The organism is Gordonia sp. SCSIO 19800 (assembly GCF_018132775.1).
GTDB lineage: Bacteria > Actinomycetota > Actinomycetes > Mycobacteriales > Mycobacteriaceae > Gordonia > Gordonia hongkongensis.
In genome coordinates this window covers 100,455-126,523 of record NZ_JAGRQM010000010.1, presented here as the reverse complement: position 1 = coordinate 126,523, position 26,069 = coordinate 100,455, and the positions used below count along the sequence as shown (strand labels likewise).

The following is a 26,069-nucleotide window of genomic DNA, read 5'->3' as shown; positions in this document are numbered from 1 at the left end:
AGGCGCGAATGAAAGTTCTTTCACGGAAAGAACCGGTGAACAGACGGCAAACCCACCACCGGATCGGGCCGGTGGTGGGTCTGCGCGGTTACCCCAGTGGTGTGTCGGATCTACTTCGGTGGCATCCGGATGCCGCCGTCGACGCGGATGACCTCCGCGTTCATGTAGCTGTTGGTGACCAGCTCGACGACCATCGAGGCGAGCTCGTCGGGCGCACCCAGGCGATGCGGGAACAGGACCGACTCGCCGAGCTTGGCCTTGAACGCCTCGGCCGCTTCGCCTTCACCGTAGATCGGGGTGTCGATCAGACCGGGGGCGATGGTGTTGACGCGGATGCCGACCGCGGCCAGGTCGCGCGCGACCGGGAGGGTCATGCCGACGACGCCGCCCTTGGACGACGAGTACGACGCCTGGCCGATCTGGCCGTCGAAGGCTGCGACGCTGGCCATGTTGACGATCGCGCCGCGCTCACCGTGGCCGTCGAGCGGCTCGTTGCGGCTCATGGCGGTGGCCGCGAGACGGATGCAGTCGAAGGTGCCGATCAGGTTGATCGCGATGACCTTCTTGTAGGCGTCGAGGTTGTGGGCCGACCCGAACTCACCGTCGCGACCGATGGTGCGCTGTGCCCAGCCGATGCCGGCCGAGTTGACCAGCGCACGCAGCGGGCCGAGTTCGGTGGCCGCGTTGACGGCGGCTTCGATCTGTTCGGTCGAGGTCACGTCGACGGCGACGAATTGTCCGCCGATCTCCTTGGCGAGTTCCTCGCCCTTGTCCGCGTTCAGGTCGGCGACGATGACCTTTGCACCCTTGGCCGCCAGCTGGCGAGCCGCAGCCGCGCCGATGCCGGACGCGCCACCCGTGACGATTGCACTAGCTCCATTGATATCCACGCCCCGGAGCCTATCGAGCGTTCTATCGCTCGGTAAAGCCCTTCGGGGAAACACCCCGCATCGAAATCCTCCACATCAGATCACCCCGCGCCGAACCACCCGGGGTCAGACGCACTTCACGATGGGTTCGGGCGCGTAGCGGACGGTGCGGGTGGACCGATCGATCTCCCGTCCGGTACGCGCGTCCTTGATGATCCGGGTGTCCGACGCCGTGAAACCCTTGCTCCCGCTGCTCGGGATGCAGTCGTCCCCGCGCGGAACGCGGACTCGCGGCGGATCGGTGGGGGCAACCCGCTCACCCGTGACCGACTCGACCTCGAACGCCTTCGTTCCCCAGAGCCGAACCGTCACCGACGACGGCGACCAGGCGGTCTCGATCAGCACGCCGTGCCGCGTGTTGTTGCGGAACTTCAGGTCGATGGCACCCTCGAACACGGTCGCCTCCCGCGCCTCCGGGTACCGCGAGATGTAATACGCGTGCTCGGTGTGATCGACGTCCTCGAGCCCGGCGAAATACGTCGCGTTGTACAGGGTCGTCGCGAACTGGGAGATCCCGCCGCCGACCGCGTTCGACGCCCGACCATGGTCGATGATCGTCGACTCCACGTACCCCTGCTCTGAACCGCGCGGCCCGGTGTGCCCGTTGAGCGAAAACACCTTTCCGGGCAGGACGAGGGCCCCGTCGACCTCGGCGGCGACGAGCCGGATGTTCTCCCCGGAAGCGCTCGAGAAGCCACCGGTGGTGTACTCGCTGATCAGTTCGGTGACCCCGAGCTTGCGCGCGGCATCGGTCGTGAGCTTCGGCTCGACGTCGTCGTAGACGACCTCGACCCTGCGATCGCCACCGTCGGCCGCCGCACTCGTGGCGACGGCGGCGAGGGTCTTCGGCCAGTTGATCGCGGCGCCGTCGACGCCCGGCACCACCTGCGGACGGCCGGACGCCAGACTGAACGTCGCGCTGACGGGGGCCCGTTGCGAGGCGTCGAGGTCGGGGGCGAGGATCTCGCGCCCCACCTTCTCGTCGGCTCGGGGAGTGAGCCCGCCGCGGCCGTCGGGCCCGAAGGTCACCATCGACGCCAGGTCTCCCGCGGGCACCTCGACCGTCCGTTTGCGGCGGTCCACGAGACTCACGGGAGCCGCGACCACCCGTTCGGCCGGTCCGGCGACGGTCGCGGCCACGACCTCGGCGCTCACCGTCGGCGAGAAGGGTTCCATGGGCAGGTCGACGGGGGCGCCGTCCAGCCAACGGTCGACGAGGGTCGCGGCGGCAGCGTCTCGCGCGATGCGTTCACCCTTGGCGGGCTGATCCCCGACGGGCTCGGTGCCGTCGTAGTGCACACCGCCCTCGACCGCGGCCTTCTCGAGTGACGCGCGCTGGGCGTCGAGCGCCGCGTTCATCGCCGTCCGATCCAGCGTGACGACCGGCTCGACGTCGAAGTCGCGGCCGAACAGCGCGGCCAGACGGACGAGCGGATTGCGCGGTTGCTCGAGGAGACGAGCCCGCGTCGCATCGGCGTCGTATGTGAGTCCCAGCTCGGCGGGCGCGACCTCGGCCGAGCCCTCCGGCGTCCGCAAGACGACCGGTTGTCGCGAGCGCGCCGTCAGCTCGTCGAGTACGGAGGTGAGTTCGGCGGAGTTCCGACCGCCCGCATCGATACCGCCGACGACGGCGTTGCGCGGGGAATCGGAGCGGGTGGCCACGAACTCCGCGGCGAGGACGAGCGTGATCACGGCGACGACGGCGAGCACGGCGCGTAGCGCGGATCGTGCTCGGCGAGAGCCTGGGGTCACAACTCCATCCATCGGGGCTGGCAGCTCGGCCGAACGGGGGGTGGCCGCAGAACTACGGTCGGGAAAGTAGGCGCTCCGGCCGAGCTGTCGGGTCGGGGGTCTGACAGCGCAGCCGGAGCTATAGACATATTTACGCTACTTTTCGGCCGGAGGCATCCCCGGACGGCAGATTCTGTCGAATATGTGACGAAGTACCCCGATTCGTCCCACGAAAGTGAGACGGATCGGCCGATCAGTCGCCAATCCGTCTCACTTATCGGGATTCCAGCTCTCGATGACGTCCGCTTCGGGTCGTCAGCCCTCGATGATCGCGGTGACGCCCTGGCCGCCCGCGGCACAGATCGAGATCAGGGCGCGACCGCCACCGTTCTCCTTGATCTGCTTGGCCGCCTGCGCGACGATCCGGCCGCCGGTCGCCGCGAAGGGGTGACCCGCCGCGAGCGACGAACCGTGGACGTTGAGCTTGCTGCGGTCGATCGAACCCAGTGCCGAGTCGAGGCCGAGGCGCTCCTTGCAGTACTCCTCGGACTCCCAGGCCTGCAGGGTCGCGAGGACCACCGACGCGAAGGCCTCGTGGATCTCGTAGAAGTCGAAGTCCTGCAGCGTGAGCCCGTTGCGGGCGAGCAGACGCGGCACCGCGTAGGTCGGGGCCATGAGCAGCCCGTCGGGGCCGTTGACGTAATCGACCGCGGCGGTCTCGCTGTCCACGAAGTAGGCGAGCACCGGCAGTCCGCGGTCGGCTGCCCACTCGTCGCTGGCGAGCAGCACGGTCGACGCACCGTCGGTGAGCGGCGTCGAGTTGCCCGCGGTCATCGTCGCGTCGCCGAGGGAGACGCCGAAGACCGGCTTGAGCTTGGCGAGCTTCTCCGCGGTGGAGTCGCCGCGCAGGTTCTGGTCGCGGGTCAGGCCCAGGAACGGGGTGATCAGGTCGTCGAAGAAGCCGGCTTCGTAGGCGGCCGCCATGTTCTGGTGGCTGCGGGCGGCCAGCTCGTCCTGGTCGGCTCGCTTGATGCCGAACTCCTTGGCAGTGACGGCGGCGTGCTCGCCCATCGACATGCCTGTGCGGGGCTCGCCGTTGCGCGGGATCTCGATGCCGAGCTTGGTCAGCAGCTTCGCGGCGCCGAGGATCTGGTCCTTGGTGCTACGCGCCCGGTTGACCTCGAGCAGCTGACGACGCAGGCCCTCGCCCACGGCGATCGGTGCGTCGGACGTCGTGTCGACGCCACCGCCGATCGCGGCGTCGTAGCGGCCGCGGGCGATGCCGTCGGCGACCGTCGTGATGGCCTGCAGTCCGGTGCCGCAGGCCTGCTGGATGTCGAACGCGGGGGTGTACGGCGACAGCGCCGAGCCCAGCACCGACTCACGGATGAGATTGAAATCACGGGCGTGCTTGAGCACGGCGCCGCCGGCGACCATGCCGAGCTGCTCGCCCTGCAGGTTGAAGCGGCTCACCAGGCCGTCGAGCGCGGCGGTGAACATCTCCTGGTTCCCGACCTTCGCGTACGCCTTGTCCTGGCGTGCGAACGGGATGCGGTTGCCGCCGAGGATCGCGACGGGACGATCGCTGCGGGTCTTCGGCTTGCTGGTGGGGTTGGACTGTTCGGCCACGTCGATCTCCCAAGGGTCGGGTGCGGTATCTATAGCGTATTCTTACTCATCAGTAAGTTCGTTGTCGAACGACAGTCAGAGGAGATCAACGTGGCCGCCAACGGAAACACTGGCCTGTACTCGAGCTTCGTCCATTCCGCGCCCGGCGCATTCATCGCCAAGCAGGCCGGATTGCCCGTCCCGCCGCCGCTACGGCGCTACAAGGCCTCCGAGCCGCCGCTGCCCGGCCCCGTGCTGCTTGGCGGGTCCGGCCGGCTCGTCGAACCGCTTCGCGAGATGCTCTCGACCGAGGACTACGACCTCATCCAGAACGCCACGACCGGGCGCAGCGCCGACAAGTACGGCGGCCTGGTCTTCGATGCGACCGGCATCACCACTCCCGCCGAGCTGCGTCAACTCTTCGAGTTCTTCCAGCCCGCGATGCGCTCGACCGCGGCCTGCGCGCGGTTCCTGGTCATCGGCACCACGCCGGAGCTGGTCACCGACCCCTCCGAGCGCGTCGCGCAGCGTGCACTCGAAGGCTTCACCCGCTCGCTGGGCAAGGAACTCCTGAAGGGGTCCACCGTCCAGCTCGTCTACGTCTCCCCCGACGCCAAGACCGGGCTGACCGGCCTCGAGTCGACCGTGCGCTTCGTGCTGTCGGCGAAGTCGGCCTTCGTCGACGCCCAGGTCATCCGGGTCGGCGGCGCCGACGCCACCGCGCCGAAGAACTGGGACAAGCCCCTCGAGGGCAAGGTCGCCGTCGTCACCGGTGCCGCCCGCGGCATCGGCGCGACGATCGCCGAGGTCCTTGCCCGCGATGGCGCGCACGTGATCGCCGCCGATGTCCCGCAGGCCGGGGACGCGCTGTCGGAGACGGCGAACAAGGTCGGCGGCACCGCCTTCCCGCTCGATGTCACCGCGGCCGACGCCGGCGCGAAGCTCGCCGAGCACGCCCTCGAGCGGCACGGCGGCATCGACATCATCGTCAACAACGCCGGCATCACCCGCGACAAGCTGCTCGCCAACATGGACGACTCCCGCTGGGACGCGGTCATCGCGGTCAACCTCATCGCACCGCAGACCCTCGTCGAGACGCTGCTCGAGAAGGGTGCGCTGCGCGAGGGCGGCGCCGTCGTCGACGTCTCGTCGATCGCCGGCATCGCGGGCAACCGCGGCCAGACCAACTACGGCGCCTCGAAGGCCGGTGTCATCGGCCTCGTCGACGCCTACGCGCCGATCCTCGCCGAGAAGGGCATCACCATCAACGCGGTGGCGCCCGGCTTCATCGAGACCAAGATGACCGCGGCCATCCCGCTAGCCACCCGTGAGGCCGGCCGCCTGATGAGCTCGCTGCAGCAGGGCGGTCAGACCGTCGACGTCGCCGAGACCGTGGCCTACTTCGCCAACCCGGCGAGCAATGCCGTCACCGGCAATGTGGTCCGCGTCTGCGGCCAGGGATTCCTGGGGGCCTGATGGGCAAGACGATCACCCTCCCGTCCGCACCCGGCACCGCCGAGCTGTACGGCAAGGCGGTCACCGCGCTGCTGCCCGGCATCGGCAAGCCGCCACGGGTGTCGGCCGACGCCACCGCACCCGAGACGCGTTACCGACTCGACGGCGTGCGGGTGGATTCGACTGCGCTGCAGGCGTACTGCCACGCGACCGGGCAGCGGTTCGGCGGCACCCTGCCGTTGACGTACCCGTTCGTGCTGCAGTTTCCGGTCGTCATGAAGCTCATGACGTCCGACGAGTTCCCGTTCGGTGCCGTCGGTTCGGTACACATGACGAACACCATCGAACGTTCGCGGCCCATCAAGGTCGGTGAGCCGCTCGACATCGTCACGCATGCACAGAACCTGCGCGAGCACCGCAAGGGCATCCTGATCGACGTCGTCAGCGAGATCCGCGTCGGATCGGAACTTGTCACCACCCAGACGGCGACGTTCCTGAAGCAGCAGCGCACCAGCCTGTCCGACGAGCCGCGGGGTCCCGAACCGAAGTCGAAGACCCCGCCGCCGCCGGACGCCATCCTGGCCGTCGACCTCAAGCGGATCCGCGAGTACGCCGCCGCCTCCGGCGACCGCAACCCGATCCACATGGGCAACCTGCCGGCGAAGGCATTCGGCTTCCCCAAGGCCATCGCCCACGGGATGTGGAGTGCCGCAGCAGCTGTCGCGAACGTGGAGGCGCAACTGCCCGACGCGGTCACCTACGACGTCAGGTTCGGCAAGCCGATCCTGTTGCCGGCCAAGGTGACCCTCTACACCCGCCGCATCGACGGCAGGGGCAGCTTCGACATCGCGATCCGCGATCGCCGCAAGGGATTCCCGCACCTCACCGCGACGACGCGGGAGGGCTGAGGGCCTTCGCCTTTCGCTCCCGCGGTCTCGTTTCCGTCCCGCTTATTGGATCCGATAAGCGGATAGGAAGCGGGGCCGCGGGAGCGTTTGCGTTGCACCTCAGGTGTCGACACTTCAGGCGTCGGTACCGACGCCCTTCAGGCCGCGCCAGGTGATGCCGACGAGGAGGCTGGTGGCCCGCTCGAGGTCGACGTCGCCCTCGGTGATGCGGTCGGCGACGGCCTCGGCGGCACCGACGATCGCGACGGCGGTGAGTTCGAAGTCGATGTCGCTGTCGACCTCGACGGTCGTGCCCGCCTTGATCAGTTGGGCGACCATCTCGGTGACCCGCTGGCGGCTCTCGGAGACGATGCCGGCGAAACCGGCGGTGCCGATGGCGACGCGGTACAGCACCCGCCAGGACTGCCGGTGCTCGTGCACGAAGCGGAGGAACTCACGGATCACCGTGACGGCCTGCTCACGTTGCGACAGCGACGGGTCGAAACCGACGCTCATCGCGTCGATGAACAGACCGGACTCACGGGCGATGCACGCACTGAACAGTTCGTCCTTCGAGCCGTAGTACAGGTACAGCATCGGCTTGGAGATCTGCGCCTCGGATGCGATGGCGTCCATCGAGGTCTCGCGAAAACCGTTCTGCGCGAACACCTTGACGGCCGCATCGAGCATCTGCTGCTCGCGCACCGCGCGGGGCAGGCGCTTGGTTCCGCCCGACATGACCGCCACCTCCGTTCACGACTTCTGTTCCGTCCGACGATATCAACAACTTACCAATCGGTAAGGTGAAACCCCATTCAGACCGTCGGCGCCGGGGGACTCAGCAGGTCAACAGTTCACCACACCCTTGGATCGAAGGATTCGCACGACCTTGTCGTCGAGTCGTGCCGGCGCCAGGCGACCCGCTGACACCGCGCGTTCGAGATTGTCGAGCACCGACGAGACACGGTCGGTCGACAGCCACAGCGCGATGTCGCCGCCGGCGAGGATGAACTTCTCCACCGCCTGCTCGATCGGGTACTGGGCGCTGATCGCCGCCATGCCCGACAGGTCGTCGGAGTAGATGACGCCGTTGAACCGCGGACCGTCGTAGCCGACGCCGGTGCGCAGCATTTGGATGGCGGGCCGGCTGATGCTGGCGGGCAGTCCCTTCGTCAGACCGGGCACGATCAGGTGCCCGACCATGGCGCCCGCGGTCCCCGGGTCGCGCAACAGCGTCCGGAACGGCACGAGGTCGCTGTCCTGCAGCTCCGCGAGCGACGGAACCGTCACAACGCCGAGATGCGAGTCGCCCGACCCGTGTCCGTGACCCGGAAAGTGCTTGTACACAGGCGTGATTCCCGCGTCGGCCAATCCCGCGGCGTACGCGCCCGCGTACTCGGTGACGACGGCCGGGTCGTTGCTGAAGGACCGGTCGCCGATCACCTCGTTGTCCGATTCGTCGCTGACGTCGGCGACGGGAGCGAAGTCGACGGTGACCCCGAGCCGCTTGAGCTTGCGGCCCACATCGGCCGCGATCGCCCGCACCTGCTCGGGCGTCCTGGTCTGTGCCAGTTCGCGCGGCGACGCGTGGTCGATACCGAGCGCGGACAGGCGCGACACCCGACCACCCTCCTGATCGACGGTGACCATCAGCGGGATCGGCGAGTTCTGCGAAATACGTGCTGCCGCACCGCTCGTCAGAATCGCCTTGTCGGTCCAGCTCCCGACGAAGATCCCCCCGATCTCCTCGTTCTCGACGATCTGCTGCGCGTCGGCCGCCCCGGTGACGCCGACGACGATCAGCTGCGCCAGCTTCTGGCGTACGGACAGCTTCGCGAGTTCGCTTGCGCCACAGCTGTTTGCGACCGGAACGGTCGTCGGCGACGCCGACGAAGACGCCGAGGCGTACGACGACGCCGAGGACGAGGGAGTCGGCGGCGGTGAGTCGGGCGTCGATGACGCGCACGCCGCCAGCGCCGCGCACAGTACGGCGACCGTCCCTGTCGTCATCGCATTCCGGATCCGGTTGTCACGGATCCCTTCGCGACGAATCCGCCGGGGTCTGCGAGTTGGGCCCATGGCACGAGTCTGGCATGTAGTCTGAGCCAATGGACGTGGGGTCCGATTCGTCCGGGTCCGCCACCGCCGGGCGCGGTAGCGGCGGCAACAGTGCCGCACAAACACTGATGATCGCCTATGACGGGTCCCCGAACGCCGACCGCGCCATTCGCTACGCCGGACAATTTCTCCGCGCGCAATCCGCAGTGGTCGTCACCGCCTGGCAACCCGGCGGCATGACGCCGGCACGTATGTCCACCCTGGCCGGCGGGATGCAGCCGTTCATCGACACCCAACTCGACGCCGGCGTCGACCAGGCCCTCGAAGACGAGGCCGCCGCGATCAACGAGCGCGGCGTGACACTCGCCGCCGACTGCGGACTGACCGCGCGCGGATCGCTCGTGGAAGTGGAGTCGACGGTGTGGGGCGCGCTCGTCGCCGCGGCCGAGGCGCTGAACGTCGATCTTCTGGTCACCGGAACGCGCGGCGCATCGGGACTCAAGGCTCTGCTGCGGTCCAGCGTCGCCGAACGGGTCCTCAAACACTGTCATCGACCGGTGTTCATCGTTCCCGCGAAGTGCGAGAAAGAACCGCAGGTCACGCTGTAGCGCAACGCTGCTGGTCGAGCGTCCCCACCTGACGGCCGAGCTTGTCGAGGTCACCAAGTGGCTTCGACACGGCGCCTCGCTGCGCTCGGAGCCGGCTCAACCAGCGGGGGTGGGGCGCCTCGACCTCGACGCGCTCCTTGGTCGCTTGCTCGGCCCGGCGGCTCCGCTCGGAGCCGGCTCAACCAGCGGGGGGCGAGCCGGCTCGAGCAGCGGGGACGGGTGCCGGCTCAACCGGTGGTGGGGACCAGCTCAAACAACAGTGACGTGTCCTGATCTGTGGGATGCGTGGCCTGGACGCCACGGTGCGGGTCGGAAACGATGTCCTCATGACTCGATCGGTGCTGATCCTCGGATACCCCGGGGTGCAGGCCCTGGACGTGACCGGTCCGGCCGACGTGTTCTCCACCGCGTCGTATGCCCTTGCCGACCAGGGCGCGCAGGTCCGCTATGACCTGCGGCTGGTGTCGAAGTCCGGTCTGCCGGTGGGCACCGGCGTCGGGCTGGAGTTCGTCGCGCAGCCGCTGCCCGACCCGGCCGAGCCGCTCGACATCCTGATCCTGCCCGGCGGCACCGGCGTCCACGACGCCTCCCGCGACCCCGACCTCGTCGACTGGATCCGACGGGCGGCGCAACGGGCACGACGCGTCGTCAGCGTGTGCAACGGCGCGTTCCTCGCCGCCGAGGCCGGCCTCCTCGACGGCAAACGCGCGACGACGCACTGGGCCGTGACCGGGTTGCTCGCCGAGCGATACCCGTCGATCCAGGTCGACGCCGAGGCCCTGTTCGTGCGCGGCAGCGACCGGGTGTGGAGTTCCGCGGGCGTCACCGCCGGTATCGACCTCTCGCTGGCCCTCATCGAGGAGGACCACGGCACCGAGCTCGCACAGCTCGTCGCGCGGTGGCTCGTCCTCTACATGCGGCGCCCAGGTGGTCAGAGCCAGTTCGCCCCGCCGGTGTGGATGCCTCGGGCCCGGCGCACGGCGATCCGCGAGATCCAGGAACGCATCGAGGCCGAGCCGGGCCGGGTGCACCGCGTCGACGATCTCGCCCGCGACGCGTCGATGAGCCCGCGTCATTTCTCCCGCATCTTCACCGACGAGACCGGTGAGGCGCCGGGCGCCTATGTCGAACGGGTCCGGACCGACGCCGCCCGCCGGGCACTCACCCAGGGCGACGACACGATGCCGGTGATCGCCACCCGGTGCGGGTTCGGGTCGGCCGAGACGATGCGGCGCACCTTCGTCCGCCGGCTCGGCGTGCCGCCCGATCAGTACCGCCGCACCTTCCGCTAGACGCACACCCGAGAACCCACGACCCGAAAGGCATCCATGACCCAGATAGCGATCGTGCTCTACCCGCAGTTCACCGCGCTGGACTTCATCGGCCCCTACGAGGTGCTGCGAGCCCTGCCCGACACCGAGGTGAGGTTCGTCTGGCACGAACCCGGGCCGGTCGTCGCCGACTCGGGCGTGCTCGTCGTCGGAGCCACGCATTCGTTCGACGAGACACCGTCGCCGGACGTCGTCCTGGTGCCAGGCGGTCCCGGTTTCCTGGCCGCCTCGCAGGACGAGAAGGTCCTCGACTGGCTGCGTGCCGTACGGCCGGGCGCCCAGTGGACGACGTCGGTCTGCACCGGTTCGATCATCCTGGCCGCAGCCGGTCTGCTCGACGGGAAGCCGGCCACGACGCACTGGTCGTCGATGGCCGGGCTGTCGCTGCACGGCGCGAAGCCGGTGTCGGACCAGCGGATCGTGCGCGCCGCGCCCGACGACGACCTGGTCACCGCGGCCGGTGTGTCCGCGGGCATCGACCTCGCGCTGTGGCTGGCCGAGCAGATCGCCGGGCGTGCGCGCGCGGAGGCGATCCAGCTGATCATCGAGTACGACCCGCAACCCCACCTGGACTCCGGACATCGTTCCAAGGCGTCTGCCAAGACGATCGCGACGTCGACGATGCTGCTCAGCCGCGACGTCGACAAACCCGAGATGGTGAAGTCGAGCGTGCGTCTGTTGTGGGATCGCGCCCTCACGAAAGTGCGTTCCGGACGTTGAGCTCGACACGGTGCACCCGCAGGTGTCAGCGGGTGTCACCCGGAAACGGACTCGGACGATGGTAGTTTCATCGCCATGACCAACAACCGCCTTGTCGCCGGAGCCGTCGCCGGGGTCGCCGGCATCCTGGTGGGACTCGGCGCGGTGTTCCTCGGCGGGTTCCTGGCCTCCGAGAACAGCCCGTCCACCGATCTGAACAACATCAGCCCGAACAACGGATTCGTCCAGGGTTCGGTGGACTACGGTTCGCGCGGCGGAGCCGGCGAGACCAACTGACCCGTCCACGACGCCGCCGGTCTCGGCGTCTCCTGATCGACAGCAGCCGCAACTGAGTACCCCGCCTCCGCCACCGGATCAGTCCGTACTCAGCCGACGCGGTATCGCCGTCGTCGGCGCGATCTCGCTGCTGATCTGCCTGCTGCAGTCACCGGGCCGCATCGCCGCCGACACCAAACTCGACCTCACCGCGAATCCGCTCGGGTTCCTCGCGCGCGCCGCACATCTGTGGACGCCGAACGCACCGATGGGGCAGGTGCAGAACCAGGCCTACGGGTACTTCTTCCCCCACGGGGCGTTCTTCGCCCTGGGTGACCTTCTCGCCGTTCCGCCGTGGATCGTGCAACGCCTCTGGTGGGCGGTGCTGCTCACCGTCGGCTTCGTCGGCATCGTCCGCCTCGCCGAGATGCTGCGGCTGGGCTCGCCCGCATCGCGGATCATCGCCGCCACCGTCTTCGTGCTCAGCCCGCGGGTCCTGACCACCCTCGGCTCGATCTCGTCGGAGACCCTGCCGATGATGCTCGCCCCGTGGGTGCTGATCCCGGTGGTGCGGGCGCTCGACACCCGGGCGGAGAACGCTGCCCCGCTGTGGCGGGAGGCCGCGCGTGCGTCGGCGGCGGTCGCGCTGATGGGCGCGGTCAACGCCGTCGCCACACTGGCAGCGCTCGGCGTCGCCGCCCTGTGGTGGCTGCTGCACAGTCCGCGCGACCGACGCTGGTGGCGGTTCGGCGCCTGGACCGCCGCCGGCCTGACCCTGGCGTGCGCGTGGTGGCTCGTCCCGCTGCTGATCCTGTCGCGCGTGAGTCCGCCGTTCCTGGACTACATCGAGTCGTCCCGGGTCACCACGCAGTGGACCTCGCTCACCGAGGTGCTGCGCGGGGCGAGTTCGTGGACGCCGTTCGTGTCGCCGGAGCGCGTCGCCGGGGCGGTGCTCGTCACCCAGCCCGCCGCGGTGCTGGCGACCGGGACCATCGCGGCCGCGGGGCTCGCCGGATTGTGCATGCGGCACATGCCGTTCCGGGGCCGTCTCGTCGCGATCCTGGGCGTGGGCCTCGTCCTGATGTGCGTCGGCTACGCGGGTGAACTCGGGTCGCCGGTCGCCGAGCAGGTACGCGTCTTCCTCGACAGCTCCGGCGCCCCGCTGCGCAACATCCACAAGTTCGAGCCGCTGCTCCGCATCCCGCTGGTCCTCGGTGTCGCACATCTCCTGGCGCGGGTTCCGCTGCCGGGGAGTGCGAGTCGCCGGGAGACGCTCTCCGCCTTCGCCCAGCCCCAGCGGTCGCGACCGGTCGCCGCGACCATCGTCCTGCTCGTCGCCGTGATCGGCGCCGGGTCGTTGATGTGGACCGGTCAGCTCGCGCCGGACGGTACGTACCAGGCGATTTCACGCCACTGGCAGCAGACCGCCGACTGGCTGACCGAGCACAGCGAACGCGACGACGGCGCCCCGCCCGCCCGCGCGCTGGTCGTCCCCGGCGCCCCGTTCGCCGACCAGCTCTGGGGGCTCACCCGCGACGAACCGCTGCAACCCCTGTCCGACACCCCGTGGGCGGTCCGCGACGCGATCCCGCTCACCCCGCCGGGCGCGATCCGCGCCCTCGACTCCGTACAACGGGAGATCGCCGCGGGCCGTGGCTCCCCCGGTCTCGCCGCCACCCTCGCCGGGCAGGGCATCGGATTCGTCGTCCTCCGAGCCGATCTCGACCCCGACACCTCGCGGTCGGCCCGCCCGCTGCTCGCGCAACAGGCACTCGACGAGTCGCCCGGGCTCCGTCGCGTCGCCGAGTTCGGTCCGCCGATCGGGCCACCCAGCGTCCGAGGAGTGGTGCGCGACAACGGACTACGGCCGCCGATGCCCGCGGTGCAGATCTACGCCGTCGGCGAACCGGGCGCGACGACCGGCACCGGTCCGCGACTCGTCGACACCACCGGGCTCCCCCGCATTGCCGGCGGGCCCGAGGCGATCGCCGAACTGGCCGACGTCCGCGCACGCCAGGGACTTCCCCCGCTCGGACCCGTCGTGCTCGACGCCGACGCCCGCCGCGCCGGGATCGTCGACGGCCCGTTGATCGTGACCGACACACCCGCTGACCGGGAGACCGACTTCGGCCGCGTCGACGACCACAGTTCGGCGATCAGGTCGCCGTCGGACCCGCGTCGGACACAGAACGCCGTCGCCGACTACCCCGTCGACGGCCAACCACTGGTCCACGGGGAATGGTTGTTGGACAACGAGAGCGGCGAAGTCGAGGTGTCGACGTCGGGATCGGCGGCGGACGCGGTCCAGCCCGGGCAGACCTCGCCGGCCAACTCGGCGGCCGCGGCCTTCGACGGCAACCCGCAGAGCGCCTGGGTGAGCGGCGGATTGGAGACCGCGGTCGGACGATGGATGCGCATCGGTTTCACGACGCCGCGCACCGATCTCGCGGTGACCCTGACGACCGCGAAGGCGCTCGGACCCGACGTCACGAGTGCGCTGATCACCACCGAGGCGGGCAGCACGGTGGTCTCCGGTCTCGCTCCCGGCGAACCGGTCACCGTGACCGCCCCCAGCGGCCCCACCGGTTGGCTCCAGATCCGCGCGCTCCGCACCGACGACGGCACGGCGGGAAACCAATTCGCGCTCGGTGAGGTGACGGTCTCTGATCTGCGGACCGCGACGCCGTTGCGGATCCGCCACCGCGTGGTGTTGCCCGAACTCGAGGCCGGCACCGACGTGGCCCAGTGGCTGCTGTACCAGGAGCTGTCCGGGCGGGCGTCGTGCGTCTCCGACCCCGAGCGGCAGATGACCAGGTGCGCAACGGGTCTCGCACTCTCGCCGGAGACGTCGGCGGTGTTCGGGCGCGCACTCTCGGTGCCGTCGGATGTCACCGTCTCCCCCACCGCGATCCTTCGACCCCGACCCGGCGATGCTCTGGATCGGCTTCTCGCCGAGGACGACCGGGTCACGGCGCGCGGGCCCCGCCCGGTGACCGATCCCCGCGGCGGGCCCGCGGCCGCCGTCGACGGCGATCCCGGAACATCCTGGACCGCACCGGAGATCCCCGATGAGCGGACGTCGCGAGCGGGTGACGACTCCCCGGCCGACGAGGACGCGGCAGCGAACGAGAACAGTCCCACCCTGGTCCTCGATCTCCCACGGGCACAACGGGTCGACGCGCTGACCATCGTCGCCCCCCGGAATTATCCCGCCGCTCCCACCGAGGTCGCGGTGGACCTCGGCACCGGCGAGCAGGTCCGCGAGGTCGACGACGGCGGCATCGTCCGTCTCGATCCCGCGGTCACCGACCGCATCGAGATCACCATTCGCGCCCAGTCCGACCTGATCGACGTCAACAGCCTCGGGTTCGCCAGTCCCGCACCACCGGGGATCGCCGAGGTGCAGGTGTTCCCGTCGCCGGCGACCGGTACGGACGCCGACCGGATCGTCGAGATCGGTTGCGACGCCGGGATCGGCCTGACCGTCGCGGGTCAGGTCGTCCGGATGTCCGTGCGCGCCACCGCGTCCGAGCTGCGCAGCGGACAACCGGTGGTCGGGCGCCCGTGCGGCGACGGCCGGCTCGTACTGCCCGCCGGCCAGCAGGAGGTGTCGGTCAATCCCGGCGACGCCTTCACCGTCGACGCCCTGTCGCTGGTGGACGGTGATCCGGTCTCGGCGCCCGCGTCGACGTCCCCCGAGGTGACCGAGTGGTCGCCGGCGCGGCGAGCGGTGACGGTCGACGCCGGTGCGCAACGACTGCTCGTCGTGCCCGAGAGCACCAACCCGGGGTGGCAGGCGCACCTCGACGGCACACAGCTACGGCCGGTCGTCGTCGACGGGTGGCAACAGGGGTGGGTCGTCCCCGCCGGTGCAAGCGGAACCATCGAACTCACCTTCCGATTCGACTCGCTGTACCGGTGGGCGCTGGTGATCGGGCTCGCGCTGATGGCGCTGCTGCTCGTCGCCGCGTGGTGGCCGTCGGCGCGTCGAACCCAGGCCGGTGACCCCATCGTGGTTCCGTCCGGGCGCGGCACCGTGCTCGTCGCGGGGGGTGCGGTGCTCGCCGCGGCGTGGCTGGTGTCCGGCTGGTGGGGACTCGCGGCCGCCGTCGTGGTCGGCACCCTCGCCGCAGCGGTACCGCAGAAAGCCGGCGTCACAATCACATTCGTGGCGATGATGACCGCGACCATCGGTCTGGCGGCCGGCCCCTGGCACGCCTCGGGCGGGTACCACGGGTCGCAATGGTGGGTTCAGCTACCGGCGCTGGTGGCAGTGTCGATGACGGCGTGGCTGATGTTCTGGTCGGCCGTCGACGACCGGCCCGATGACGGCGGGCCTGACGACGACAAGGCGTCGGCCGCGTCGTGGCGCGAACGGTGGCGACGACGATTCTCACGGTTGCGCAACCAGTTCCGGGCCGGCTCTTCGATGAAGGCATAGCTGGCCGCAGCGACGCCGATCGACAGACCGAGGGTGATCACGAGCACCAGGAGGGTGTCGCCGCTGAACGGCACGATGCCGAACAGCGGGAAGACCACTGCCAGTATCGCGACATGCCAGATGAAGATCCCGTACGACCACCTCCCGAGCGCGAGCATCACGCGTGAGGTGAGGATGCGGAACGGCCCGTCGTTGCAGACGAGCGGCGCGAGCAGCGCATATCCACAGAGCGCGCCGAGAACCATCTTGGTGGCGAACTCGATCTCGGTGACCGCGCCGAGACCTGTCGGGCCGGCGAGCCTGGTGCACGCCAGTGCGTAGGCGACGACGAGGACGCCGAACATCAGTGGGCGGTTGGCACTGACGCGGATGACACGCGCCATCCAGCGTCCCGGGCGGGACGCTCCGGCGGCCGAGTCGAGGACCCCGGCGATCTCGGCCAGGACCAGCCCCGCGACGAACCACGGGAGGTGGCCGAACACCCAGTTCTTGGTCTCCACGCCGTCGGCCACGGGCAGCGAGGTGCCGACCCAGGCCCAGCCGAGGCTCAGCGCACCGAGGAGGACGAGCGCCGGCACCCGCGCCCGCAGACGGCTCCCGCGCAGCCGCAGCAGCGCGAAACCAATGAGTGGCAGCAGGGCATAGAACGCGATCTCGACCGAGAGGCTCCACATCTGGGTCAGACCGGCGGTCAGTGTCAGCGGCACGAAAACCTGCGTGAGCGTGAGGTTCGCCAGCCAGACCTGCGCATCCGCTCCCTGCGCCTCGGGGAGCAGCAGGATCACCAGCGTCACCACGACCACGTAGGCCGGCCAGATCCGGACGACGCGATGGCGGAAGTACCGCGGCACCGACGGATGACCGGTCCCGCGATGTGCGGCGTCGACCCACGGTCGCCAGAGCAGAAAACCGGAGAGCGCGAAGAACAAGGCGACCGCGAGGTCGAGGCGACCAAGGACCGGTCCCAGTACGGGGATCTCGACCGCGCGGGTCTGGAAGGCCACGTGCGTGACCAGGACCCCGATCGCGGCGATGGCCCGCATGCCCTCGAGCTGCGGATAGAACCGCCGGGCGGAACCCGTTGCGGGTTCGGCGGTGGCGGGGCTGGTGGGGCCGGGGTCGGTGCTGGTCATGCTGCTGACAGGGTAGCCGGGAGGCGTTGCGTACCCTCGCCACCATGTCCTCGCCGTCCTCGTCGTCGCACCCGGAACCCCATCGCTGGTCGACGGCGGACCTCGCGGGGCCGACGCTGATCTTCGTCGGCGCGTTCCTGCTCGCGGTGACGATCGCGCTGCCCACCCTGCTCGTCGGCGGGTTCCGCACGATCCCGCTGAGCACCGACTTCACCACCGTCGCCACGGCCGACGACGCGACGATCTTCGACCGGTGCTCGCTGGAGACACGGACGGCCCGTACCGTCGGGGCCGACCTCGTCCGGCAGCAGCGCGTCGTGGCGGTGCAGCCGTCCGACGAACACCGGGTGACGCTGCAGGCCGGTACGTCGATCCAGGCCGATGCGCTGCGCATCGACGGCCGGGAGGCCGACCCCGGCGATCCGCGGCCCGGTGTGTCGGATTCCGACGACGCGGCGCAGCCGTGCAATGACGCCACGGTCAACGCCATCAAGGACCGGGTCACCCTCGACCGCAAGAACGCGTTGCCGCGACTCGCCGCGCGCGGGGCGTCGGAGATCCAGTACGACAGCGGTCAGGCCGCGGTGCTCGTCCCGGACCGTCGCGGCGTCACCTACCTGCTGCCCTTCGACACGGCGACCGCCGACCGCGAGTTCTTCGACCCGATCACCCGCACCACCGTGCCGTTGGTCTACGACGGTGACACCGAGGTGCAAGGTCGCGACGTCGCACGGTTCCGCGCCGAGGTCCCTGACACCGACCTCGCCCGCGAAGCGCTGGGTCGACCGGTCGGCACGAATGTCTCGGTCACGCGTCCGGCGTCGTGGTTCGGGTTCGGCGACTCGAGCCGGCCGTTGACCGCGAGCCTCCATCACCGGAGTTCGTGGGATCTCGCCGTCGACACCCGGACCGGCACCATTGTCGACGCCACGATCACCGTCGACGAGGCGTACCGCTTCCCCGACGGCATCCCCGGCGTCCCGGCCGGCTTCGAATTGCCGCATCTGCGCGCGACTTTCGGCTACGACGACGACACGCAGGCCCGGATGACGGACCTGGCCGACGATCTCGCGTCCCCGATCCTCATCTGGGGCCGGCTCGTACCGATCGGCACCGCGGTCCTGGGCCTGGTGGCACTGGTGGCCGGATTGATACTGATCAACCCGGCCTGGCTACCCGCCCGGTTCCGGCGCCGGAGTGGCGCGGAAACCGTTGGCGGGCAACCGGAGTGACGGAGACCGGCGTCAGGAGGTCGACTCGGCGGCGAGCCTGCCGAGGGTGTCGTTCAGCTGGTGCTCGGTGACGAGCGGGAACTTGACCTTCTCGAGCAGCTTCTTGTCGGTGACCTTCGACCAGTCGTAGGTGTGGCGCACCAGCGTCTCGTTCGGACCCTGGGACTCCAACTCCCAGAGCCATTCCCACCCGGGCGGCTCGGTGCCGGCGGGGGCGGTCTGCCATGCCAGCAGCTTGTCCTTGGCGTAACCGGTGACATGGTTGTCGGTCTTGTAGTCGCCGCCCATGTGGTCGCCCGACATGTTCATCGTGAACACGTCACCGACCTGCTGGATGCGATCGGCGTGGTCCACGCCGCGGATGAAACCCGAACCGTCGAGCGCCTGATGCCGTTCGGGATTGGAGAGGACGTCGAACACCGCGTCGACGGGCGCCTCGATCGTGCGTTGGACAGTGACCTGTGTGCTCTCGTTGTCGCTCATGACACAACACTGCCGAAACTTCGGGGACTCGGCAACGTCCGACCTCAACTCAGCGCGCGACCGCCCACGTCCCCAGCGCGGCGATCGTGGCGGCCACGGCCGCAGTGCCCGCGACCCCGACCACCGAGCCGGTGAGGGTGACGATGACCAGCACCTCGGCGCCCACGACCAGCCAGGTCCCGAGCGCCACGCGCGTCCGGTCGCGCGCGATCGCCGACAGCAAGACGACCTGCAGGACGGCGAGCGCGGCGCCGATGTAGGCGAAGAGCCACAGGATCGGCACCAAGGCGTCGTAGCCGTCCCCGAAGACGAACGGGACGACCGGGCCGGCCGCGCCCGCCAGCACGGTCAGGACGACCCCGATCCCGGCGACCACCGTCACCGCCTGACGCAACGAGGCCGACGACCGTGCGGGGTCGGCGAGGCGCGGATAGAAGACGACGCCGATCGCCTGCGGGAGCCAGAAGGCCACCTTCGTCGCGATCGCGCCGAGGGCGTACACCCCGACCTCCTCGGCGTCGAGGACCCGGGGCGAGAGCAGCAGGTCGATCGACGACGCGACGATCAACACCAACTGGACCTGCGACGCGCGGACCACGCTGAGCACCCCGGCGGCTCCCGACGGCCGACCCGGCCTTCCGGCCCGTGACATCGACCAGACCACGAGCCAGACGACGGCCGCCGACGCGGCGGCACCCAGCGTCCCGGCCAGCAGCCCACCGGCCGGTCCGGCTCCGGCGGCGAACGCCCCGATGATCGGCATCGATCGTGCGACTCCGACGGCGGCCAGCACCCAGGACAGCGCCCGGAACTCGCCGCGCCCCTGCAGAATCCCCTGACCTGCGGCGATGAGCGCCAGCAGCGGCGCCGAGGCGAGTGCCGCGGCCGTCGTCGCGACGTCGGTGCGCAGCAGCAGCGCGACCAGCGGGGTGGCGACGAAGGTGAGTACGACGACCCAGCACGTCGTCACCACACCCAGCGCGCGGAGCCGTCCCTCGTCACCGCCGAGCACGACCTCCCGGGCGATGACGTTCTGCAGCGCCATCGCCGGCACACCCAGCACGAGCATCGCCGACAGCAGCACCGCGAACTCGCCGTATTCGCTGACGTCGAGGAAATGCGCGCTCGCGACGAGGTGCACCACGTACATGCAGACGTTGGCCACCATCGACCCCATCGCCACCGACCCGACGGCGCCGACCGTGCCCGTCGTCCGACGCGTCTGCTGCATGGACCAAGTGTGCCGATCGCACCGCGGCGGTCTCGCGCGGGGCGGGCACGAGGTAAGCGAGCCGGGTTTTGCACGGGCAGTCGGGCATAGGCAACGATGGGAAGGCTGTTGCCGAGCGCGGGTCCCCCGATCGCGCGTGTCCACCGGACCGAGAGACCGTGATGTACGACGACAACCCCACCTACGACGCCGAGTCGACCGACATCGGTTCGCGCATCGACCCGGTGCTGGCCCGGAGCTGGCTGCTGGTCAACGGCTCCCACTACGCCAAGTTCGAGCCGGCCTCGCGTTCGCGCGCCGACATCGTCGTGCTGGACATCGAGGACGCGGTGGCTCCCAAGGACAAGGTCTCCGCGCGCGACAACGTCGTCCGTTGGCTCGGGCCGAAGGACGGCACCGCCGGCCCCGGCGCCGGAGACTGGGTTCGCGTGAACGGATTCGGCACACCGTGGTGGGCCGATGATCTCGAGGCGCTGTCGCAGACCGCCGTCGGCGGGGTGATGCTGGCGATGGTCGAGTCCGTCGACCACGTCACCGAGACCGCCAAGCGACTGCCCGGCCTGCCGATCGTCGCGCTCGTGGAGACCGCACGCGGGCTGGAACGCATCAGCGAGATCGCGGCCACCAAGGGCACGTTCCGTCTCGCGTTCGGTATCGGGGATTTCCGCCGCGACACCGGCTTCGGCGAGAACCCACAGACCCTGGCCTATGCCCGTTCGCGTTTCACGATCGCCGCGAAGGCCGCCCACCTGCCCAGCGCCATCGACGGCCCGACGGTCGGTTCCAGCGCGCTCAAGCTCAGCGAGGCGACCGCGGTCAGCGCCGAGTTCGGCATGACCGGCAAGATCTGCCTCACCCCGGGCCAGTGCGCGCAGGTCAACGAGGGACTGTCCCCCTCTCAGGACGAGATCACCTGGGCGCGCGAGTTCTTCGCCGAGTTCGAGCGCGACGGCGGCGAGATCCGCAACGGCTCCGACCTGCCGCGGATCGCGCGGGCGACCAAAATTCTCGATCTGGCCCGGTCGTACGGCATCACCGAGTCCGACTACGACGACGACCCGGTGCACGCCCCCGCCCCCTCGGACACCCACCACTTCTGATCGGCTCGCCGCGGTGACTCCCCGAGGACTGCTGCCGGTTCTGTACGGCACCGGTGTCGCTGCGGCCGCGGTGATCCTGGCACCGCTGTTGCCGGGCCTGATCGGGGCCGGCGACCGGTACCTGCTGTATCGCGATGCGGTGTCCACGCCGCGCACCCACGTCACGGACACCACGCTCGGGATCGGTGACCTGCCGCCTCGCGCCGTGCCGCAGGACTGGTTCCTCGCGATGGTGAGCACCGTCGTCGACGGCGGGATCGTCGTGCTGGCGGTCCTCGCCGCGGCCCTGGTCTGCGCAGGCGTCGGGTACGGACGTCTGGCAGCTCGCCTGGTCCCGGGCGCCGGGCGCACCGGTGCCGCGGCGGCCACGCTCGTCGCGGTGTGGAATCCGTATGTCGCCGAACGTCTTCTCCAGGGCCACTGGAGCCTGCTGGCGGGTTATGCGGCACTGGGGTGGATTCTCGTCGCGATTCTGGATCTGCGTGGGCGCCCCCCGCTGGTTGAGCCGGCACCGAGCGAAGCCGCCGGGTCGAGTAAGCGACGAAGGAGCGCATCGAGATCGAGGAGCCGAGTCCCCCCGCTGGTTGAGCCGGCACCGAGCGAAGCGAGGAGCCGAGTCGAAGCCACCCGGCGACCGGACGCTCGAGCGGACACCGTCCGAATTCTGCAGCTGGGCGGGCTGTTCGCCGTCGCGGGGTTGACACCTACCGGTTCCGTCCTGGCCGGAGTCGTGCTGGCGACGGCGCTCGTGGCCCGTCCGATCGGTCTGCGACCCACGATGGCCGTCGTTGCGCTCTGGCTCCTCAGCACCGTGCCCTGGTTGCTGACGTCGATGATCACCGACGCCGCGACCACGTCCGCGGCCGCCGGGGTGGAGGCATTCGGCCTGCGGTCCGAGCCGTGGCTCGGCCCCGTGGGTACGGCCCTGTCGCTGGGCGGGATCTGGAACGCCGACGCGGTGCCGGCGAGTCGGAGCATCGGGTGGGCCGCGGTGGCCACCCTCGGCCTGCTCCTCGTCGTCGCGGTCGGCGCCGGTCACCTGTGGCGTCGTCGCGCAGAGTTGGATCCGCTGGTACCCGCCATCACCGTGCTGGCGTCGGTGACCGCGATCGCGTTGATGCTGAGCACTTTCGGACCGGTCCGCACCGGCCTGGGGTTCGTCGTCGAGCACGTCGGTGGCAGCGGGCTCCTCCGCGACACCCAGAAGTTCGCCGCACTTCTCGTCCCGGCGGTCGCGGTGTGTGTGGCCGCGGCCGTGGCAGCGGCGAGGCGTCGGGTCCCGTCGGGTTTCGCGTTCGCCGCGGTCGCACTGCTCGCGGTCGCGCCGCTCCCCGACCTGGCGTGGGGGGTCGGCGGTGCGGTGCGCGCGATCGACTATCCCGACGAGTGGCGGCAGGTCGCCGAGATCGTGCCGCCGGACCGGGGTTCGGTCGCCCTGTGGCCTCCCGGCACGGTGCGTGAGTACCCCTTCGCGCGCGATCCGTCGCTCGATCCCGCCGCACGGATGCTGCGGGCACCGGTCGTCGAATCCGGGGAACTCCGGGTGGACGGCGAAGTGATCGACCCGGCCGGGGAGCATGCCGCAGCGGTGACGCGGGTGCTGGAGTCCGGCGGCTCACCGGCAGCGCTCGCCGAGCTCGGCGTCGGGTGGGTGCTGGTCGAGAACGGTTCTCCGCCTGGCCAACTCGCGGCCGCCGGACGGCTTGTGTTCGACGGGCCGGATCTGAGGCTGTATCAGGTGGGCGACGTCGTGGATCGGTCCGCCGACGCCACCGACCGTGCGATCGCCCTCGGCGCGCACCTCGTATGGGCCGCGCTGCTCATCACCGGCCTCGTCGGTCTCGGCGTCGGTGTGATCAGCGGCGCGAGTCGGACAGCACGGCGTCGAACGTCGCCATGAACCCGTCGCAGGTCGCCGACCACGAGTAGCGGCTGGCCGTGGTCTGCGCGTTCCGGCCGAGTCGATGCGCCTCGTCCGGATTGTCGATGAGTTTCCTCGTTGCGCTGGCCAGTTCGTCGACACCGTCGACGAGGAGCCCGGTGCGCCCGTCGTCGATGGAGTCGGCGAGTCCGGCGGCACTGCGGTAACCGATCGTCGGGACACCGTGCTGGGCGGCTTCGACGACCGCGAGGCCCCATCCCTCCTTGCGCGACGGCATGAGGTGGACCCGGGCCCGGGCGAGCAGTTCGTGCTTGCGGCGTTCGTCGACGTGGCCGTGGAAGGTGACCGCATCGGTCACCGCGAGGTCGGCTGCGGCGCGGTGCAATTCGTCCGACCACCAGCCACCGCCGATGACATCGAGACGGGCGTCGACACCGTCGCGACGCAGCCGGGCGAGTACGGTCAACGCGTCCTCGACCTGCTTGTGGGGCACCAGCCGCGACAGTACGCAGAGTCGTACCGGCACACCGGGAGTTGACGCCCCGGTGCGCGCGGGCGCCTCGATACCGTGAGGTACCGGATCGATCCCGTTGCGCACGACCGCGATCCGCCCGGCATCGACCCCCAGCGCGACGAGTTCGGACTTCGACGGCGTCGAGACCGTGACGTATCGGTTGCGCCGATGGACGCGCGGCGAGACCCGCGACTCGAGGAACCACCCGATGTGGCCGAGCAGACGGCCGGCGACCGGCCACTGCTCGCGATGACAGTGATGGACGAGGACGACCGTCGGAGCCGGTGAGACGAGCGACGAGAAGAACGGGACACCGTTCTGGGTGTCCACGACGACGTCGGGGCGGCACCCCGACAGCGGGCCGAACCCGAGCCGGCCCGCGACGATGGTTGCGAGCATGAGCGGATACACGCTGATCCGACCGCCGGCGCGGAAAAACCGCATGCCGTCCCGGTGCTCGTGGCGCAGCGACCCCGGGTACGCGGACGTGAGGAAGGTGACGTTCGCGCCGCGTCGAGCCAGTTCGGCGCCCACCCGTTCCAGGTAGGTCTCGCTGCCGCCGCCCTGAGGGTGGCGGGTGTCCCGCCAGCACAGGAGCAGGATGTTCGACGGTGTGCGCATGTTGTCCGTCAGCCTACCGACCAGGCCATGAGCGCCGGAATCCGCCGCGCGACCGCCCGGCGAGGAACCTGTCGCCGAGACACCCCACTAGAGTGACCCGACGATGACGACTTCACTTCCCGGCGGCGCGCGGATGGCCCGGCTCGCCACCCTGCGACGCGCCGCGGGACTGCTGAACGACTTCCGTTACGAACAATCCGATCCCGCGCGCTTCTACGGCGCGCTCGCCGGCGACACCGCTGACATGGTCGAGGCGTTCGTCCCCGACATGGGCGGATCTGTGGTCCTCGACGTGGGCGGCGGTCCCGGATACTTCGCCGACGCCTTCCGGGACCGCGGCGCGCACTACGTCTCCGTCGAACCCGATCCCACCGAGATGCACGCCGGTGGGCTCGAGCATCGCGGATCGGTCCGCGGCTCCGGCCAGGCCCTGCCCTTCGCCGACGGATGCGTCGACGTCTGCCTGTCGTCGAACGTCGTCGAGCACACACCGACGCCGTGGGAGATGGCCGACGAGATGCTGCGGGTGACGCGTCCCGGCGGCGTCGTCATCATCAGCTACACACTGTGGTGGGGACCGTTCGGTGGTCACGAGATGGGCCTGACGCACTATCTCGGCGGCCATCGGGCGGCCCGGCTGTACACCCGACGCCACGGTCATCCGCCCAAGAACCTGTACGGCACATCGCTGTTCGCGGTCTCCGCCGCCGACGGGCTGCGCTGGGCCCGATCGGCGACCGGTGCCGGGCGCGCCGACCTCGTCGCGGCGTTCCCCCGCTACATCCCGCGCTGGATGTGGTGGGTCATGCGCGTACCGGTGCTCCGGGACGTCCTGGGCACCAACCTCGTGCTCGTCCTGCGTCGACGCTGAAGTGCTCGGAGTCCGGTTGCGTCTGGCTGAGCCCACTGCTGGTTGAGCCGGGACTGAGCGAAGCGAAGCCCCGAGTCGAAGCCACCTCCGCACCCAGCGGCCTGAACTACTCGGCGGCGAGGTCCGCGGTGCAGTTGAGGGTGCCGCCCTGACTGGTCGCGGCGGCCAGCTGTTCACCGTCGGCGAGGATGGCGCACGACACCGGTCCGCGGATCACGATGGCCGACATACTCGCGCGGGTTCCCTCGAGCTGCACCCGCTGGGACCACGGCGAGCCGATCGCCGGGATCACCGTCGGCGATCCCTGGCCGCGGGTGAACGTCAGCGCGACGACGTCCCCGTTGCCGGTCAGCTGGTAGGTGATGGTTCCGGAGCGCTGAGTCGTCGTCGTGGTCGACGTCGTCTCCTCGGTGGTCGGGGTGCTCGACGACGTCGTCTCGCTCGTCGTCGCCGGATCACTCGATTCGGTGGTCGACGATGACGCCGCGCTGGTGGAGTCGCCGTCGCCGGAGCGGGTGACCAGCACGACGACGAGACCCAGTACCACGAGTGCGATCAGGGCGACCAGCGCCAGCCCGATGGTCCGGCCCTTCGACCCGGAACCGCGGGGCGGTTCGCCGCCGGCGGGCGCGTCGTAGGGCGAGGCACCGTAGGGCGACCCGCCGGTGTACTGGGGGTCGCCATACTGGGGTTCGGTGTAGTGACCCGGATACGGCTGTCCCGGCTGATGCGGTTCGGTGTACGGACCCGGATAGGGCTGACCGGCCTGGTGCGGTTCCGTGTAGGGACCCGGATACGGCTGCCCGGGCTGCTGCTCGGTGTAGGCCTGCGACGGCGGTGCCGACGGGTCGAAGTCCGGATCGAACTGACGGGTCTCCGGCGGATCGTTCCGCGGATCGTTGGGATCGCCCTCTGGTGGTCGGGTCATGCGGACGATTCTGTCATCCCGGACCGATCCCCGACCCGACCACCACGAACC

General features: G+C 70.0%; 20 protein-coding genes and 1 pseudogene. 11 read left to right on the top strand and 10 right to left on the bottom strand.

The window, feature by feature from the left end; genetic code table 11:
* Window positions 1-110: 110 nt before the first annotated feature.
* The 3 genes from KB201_RS13795 to KB201_RS13785 form a co-directional block, all read right to left on the bottom strand.
* Window positions 111-890, bottom strand: coding sequence for an SDR family NAD(P)-dependent oxidoreductase (locus tag KB201_RS13795; protein ID WP_058252218.1), 780 nt, complete (start codon window positions 888-890; stop codon window positions 111-113).
* Between the two features lie 105 nt (window positions 891-995).
* A complete protein-coding gene (locus KB201_RS13790) occupies window positions 996-2,693 on the bottom strand; it encodes a VanW family protein (RefSeq protein ID WP_249145492.1) in 1,698 nt (565 codons plus the stop codon).
* 282 nt (window positions 2,694-2,975) lie between these two features.
* Window positions 2,976-4,289, bottom strand: coding sequence for an acetyl-CoA C-acetyltransferase (locus KB201_RS13785; protein ID WP_068970533.1), 1,314 nt, complete (start codon window positions 4,287-4,289; stop codon window positions 2,976-2,978).
* Between the two features lie 90 nt (window positions 4,290-4,379).
* Between KB201_RS13785 and KB201_RS13780 the strand changes: the two genes are divergently transcribed.
* Window positions 4,380-5,744 (top strand): 3-oxoacyl-ACP reductase, encoded by a 1,365-nt coding sequence (locus tag KB201_RS13780; RefSeq protein WP_211539483.1) that lies wholly within the window; start codon window positions 4,380-4,382, stop codon window positions 5,742-5,744.
* The gene (locus KB201_RS13775; RefSeq protein WP_211539482.1) at window positions 5,744-6,631 is read left to right on the top strand and encodes a MaoC/PaaZ C-terminal domain-containing protein; all 888 of its coding nucleotides are present in this window, start codon (window positions 5,744-5,746) and stop codon (window positions 6,629-6,631) included. The genes KB201_RS13780 and KB201_RS13775 overlap by 1 nt, the downstream gene beginning before the upstream one ends.
* Before the next feature lie 114 nt (window positions 6,632-6,745).
* On the opposite strand, the gene KB201_RS13770 is transcribed toward KB201_RS13775, so the two are convergent.
* Together KB201_RS13770 and KB201_RS13765 are read right to left on the bottom strand one after the other, a co-directional pair.
* Window positions 6,746-7,348 carry a TetR/AcrR family transcriptional regulator gene (locus KB201_RS13770; RefSeq protein WP_058252311.1) on the bottom strand — a complete coding sequence of 201 codons (603 nt, stop codon included), beginning with the start codon at window positions 7,346-7,348 and terminating at the stop codon, window positions 6,746-6,748.
* Window positions 7,349-7,456: 108 nt separating this feature from the next.
* The gene (locus KB201_RS13765) at window positions 7,457-8,620 is read right to left on the bottom strand and encodes a glycoside hydrolase family 3 N-terminal domain-containing protein (protein ID WP_211539481.1); all 1,164 of its coding nucleotides are present in this window, start codon (window positions 8,618-8,620) and stop codon (window positions 7,457-7,459) included.
* 98 nt (window positions 8,621-8,718) lie between these two features.
* On the opposite strand from KB201_RS13765, the gene KB201_RS13760 reads away from it, so the two are divergent.
* The 5 genes and pseudogenes from KB201_RS13760 to KB201_RS25170 all read left to right on the top strand — a co-directional run.
* Window positions 8,719-9,276: a universal stress protein gene (locus KB201_RS13760; RefSeq protein WP_211539480.1), complete on the top strand. Its 558-nt coding sequence runs from the start codon at window positions 8,719-8,721 to the stop codon at window positions 9,274-9,276.
* A 326-nt stretch (window positions 9,277-9,602) separates the two neighbouring features.
* Window positions 9,603-10,568: a GlxA family transcriptional regulator gene (locus tag KB201_RS13755; protein WP_211539479.1), complete on the top strand. Its 966-nt coding sequence runs from the start codon at window positions 9,603-9,605 to the stop codon at window positions 10,566-10,568.
* Between the two features lie 36 nt (window positions 10,569-10,604).
* A complete protein-coding gene (locus KB201_RS13750; RefSeq protein WP_211539478.1) occupies window positions 10,605-11,327 on the top strand; it encodes a DJ-1/PfpI family protein in 723 nt (240 codons plus the stop codon).
* Window positions 11,328-11,402: 75 nt separating this feature from the next.
* Complete coding sequence (locus KB201_RS13745; RefSeq protein WP_004023745.1) at window positions 11,403-11,603, top strand: DUF2613 domain-containing protein; 201 nt, start codon at window positions 11,403-11,405, stop codon at window positions 11,601-11,603.
* Window positions 11,604-11,655: 52 nt separating this feature from the next.
* Window positions 11,656-13,719, top strand: a pseudogene (locus KB201_RS25170) (DUF3367 domain-containing protein); the annotation flags it as partial.
* A 2,114-nt stretch (window positions 13,720-15,833) separates the two neighbouring features.
* On the opposite strand, the gene KB201_RS13735 reads toward KB201_RS25170, so the two are convergent.
* Complete coding sequence (locus KB201_RS13735) at window positions 15,834-17,156, bottom strand: acyltransferase (RefSeq protein ID WP_211539477.1); 1,323 nt, start codon at window positions 17,154-17,156, stop codon at window positions 15,834-15,836.
* 44 nt (window positions 17,157-17,200) lie between these two features.
* Between KB201_RS13735 and KB201_RS13730 the strand changes: the two genes are divergently transcribed.
* Window positions 17,201-18,388 carry a DUF3068 domain-containing protein gene (locus KB201_RS13730; RefSeq protein WP_211539476.1) on the top strand — a complete coding sequence of 396 codons (1,188 nt, stop codon included), beginning with the start codon at window positions 17,201-17,203 and terminating at the stop codon, window positions 18,386-18,388.
* A gap of 12 nt (window positions 18,389-18,400) precedes the next feature.
* Here KB201_RS13730 and KB201_RS13725 read toward each other — a convergent pair whose 3' ends face one another.
* A complete protein-coding gene (locus KB201_RS13725) occupies window positions 18,401-18,871 on the bottom strand; it encodes an SRPBCC family protein (RefSeq protein WP_078113249.1) in 471 nt (156 codons plus the stop codon).
* A 49-nt stretch (window positions 18,872-18,920) separates the two neighbouring features.
* Window positions 18,921-20,102 (bottom strand): polysaccharide biosynthesis protein, encoded by a 1,182-nt coding sequence (locus tag KB201_RS13720; RefSeq protein ID WP_211539475.1) that lies wholly within the window; start codon window positions 20,100-20,102, stop codon window positions 18,921-18,923.
* Between the two features lie 161 nt (window positions 20,103-20,263).
* Between KB201_RS13720 and KB201_RS13715 the strand changes: the two genes are divergently transcribed.
* Together KB201_RS13715 and KB201_RS13710 are read left to right on the top strand one after the other, a co-directional pair.
* Window positions 20,264-21,202 carry a CoA ester lyase gene (locus KB201_RS13715; protein WP_058252230.1) on the top strand — a complete coding sequence of 313 codons (939 nt, stop codon included), beginning with the start codon at window positions 20,264-20,266 and terminating at the stop codon, window positions 21,200-21,202.
* A gap of 13 nt (window positions 21,203-21,215) precedes the next feature.
* Window positions 21,216-23,102, top strand: a complete 1,887-nt coding sequence (locus tag KB201_RS13710) for a hypothetical protein (protein ID WP_211539474.1) — start codon at window positions 21,216-21,218, stop codon at window positions 23,100-23,102.
* Here the strand turns inward: KB201_RS13710 and KB201_RS13705 are convergent.
* The gene (locus KB201_RS13705) at window positions 23,059-24,219 is read right to left on the bottom strand and encodes a glycosyltransferase family 4 protein (protein ID WP_078113253.1); all 1,161 of its coding nucleotides are present in this window, start codon (window positions 24,217-24,219) and stop codon (window positions 23,059-23,061) included. The two genes, KB201_RS13710 and KB201_RS13705, sit on opposite strands and share 44 nt — an antisense overlap.
* A gap of 103 nt (window positions 24,220-24,322) precedes the next feature.
* Between KB201_RS13705 and KB201_RS13700 the strand changes: the two genes are divergently transcribed.
* On the top strand, window positions 24,323-25,090 hold the full coding sequence (locus KB201_RS13700) for a class I SAM-dependent methyltransferase (RefSeq protein ID WP_078113254.1): 768 nt from the start codon (window positions 24,323-24,325) through the stop codon (window positions 25,088-25,090).
* A gap of 106 nt (window positions 25,091-25,196) precedes the next feature.
* On the opposite strand, the gene KB201_RS13695 is transcribed toward KB201_RS13700, so the two are convergent.
* Window positions 25,197-26,018 carry a hypothetical protein gene (locus KB201_RS13695; RefSeq protein ID WP_078113255.1) on the bottom strand — a complete coding sequence of 274 codons (822 nt, stop codon included), beginning with the start codon at window positions 26,016-26,018 and terminating at the stop codon, window positions 25,197-25,199.
* Window positions 26,019-26,069: the final 51 nt, after the last annotated feature.

Excerpts from the sequence above, each read along its gene's own strand:
- KB201_RS13790 (WP_249145492.1), bottom strand. The coding sequence starts at position 2,693 with ATGGATGGAGTTGTGACCCCAGGCTCTCGCCGAGCACGATCCGCGCTA.
- KB201_RS13775 (WP_211539482.1), top strand. The coding sequence starts at position 5,744 with ATGGGCAAGACGATCACCCTCCCGTCCGCACCCGGCACCGCCGAGCTG.
- KB201_RS13770 (WP_058252311.1), bottom strand. The coding sequence starts at position 7,348 with ATGTCGGGCGGAACCAAGCGCCTGCCCCGCGCGGTGCGCGAGCAGCAG.
- KB201_RS13765 (WP_211539481.1), bottom strand. The coding sequence starts at position 8,620 with ATGACGACAGGGACGGTCGCCGTACTGTGCGCGGCGCTGGCGGCGTGC.
- KB201_RS13760 (WP_211539480.1), top strand. The coding sequence starts at position 8,719 with ATGGACGTGGGGTCCGATTCGTCCGGGTCCGCCACCGCCGGGCGCGGT.
- KB201_RS13755 (WP_211539479.1), top strand. The coding sequence starts at position 9,603 with ATGACTCGATCGGTGCTGATCCTCGGATACCCCGGGGTGCAGGCCCTG.
- KB201_RS13750 (WP_211539478.1), top strand. The coding sequence starts at position 10,605 with ATGACCCAGATAGCGATCGTGCTCTACCCGCAGTTCACCGCGCTGGAC.
- KB201_RS13745 (WP_004023745.1), top strand. The coding sequence starts at position 11,403 with ATGACCAACAACCGCCTTGTCGCCGGAGCCGTCGCCGGGGTCGCCGGC.
- KB201_RS13735 (WP_211539477.1), bottom strand. The coding sequence starts at position 17,156 with ATGACCAGCACCGACCCCGGCCCCACCAGCCCCGCCACCGCCGAACCC.
- KB201_RS13730 (WP_211539476.1), top strand. The coding sequence starts at position 17,201 with ATGTCCTCGCCGTCCTCGTCGTCGCACCCGGAACCCCATCGCTGGTCG.
- KB201_RS13725 (WP_078113249.1), bottom strand. The coding sequence starts at position 18,871 with ATGAGCGACAACGAGAGCACACAGGTCACTGTCCAACGCACGATCGAG.
- KB201_RS13720 (WP_211539475.1), bottom strand. The coding sequence starts at position 20,102 with ATGCAGCAGACGCGTCGGACGACGGGCACGGTCGGCGCCGTCGGGTCG.
- KB201_RS13715 (WP_058252230.1), top strand. The coding sequence starts at position 20,264 with ATGTACGACGACAACCCCACCTACGACGCCGAGTCGACCGACATCGGT.
- KB201_RS13705 (WP_078113253.1), bottom strand. The coding sequence starts at position 24,219 with ATGCGCACACCGTCGAACATCCTGCTCCTGTGCTGGCGGGACACCCGC.
- KB201_RS13700 (WP_078113254.1), top strand. The coding sequence starts at position 24,323 with ATGACGACTTCACTTCCCGGCGGCGCGCGGATGGCCCGGCTCGCCACC.
- KB201_RS13695 (WP_078113255.1), bottom strand. The coding sequence starts at position 26,018 with ATGACCCGACCACCAGAGGGCGATCCCAACGATCCGCGGAACGATCCG.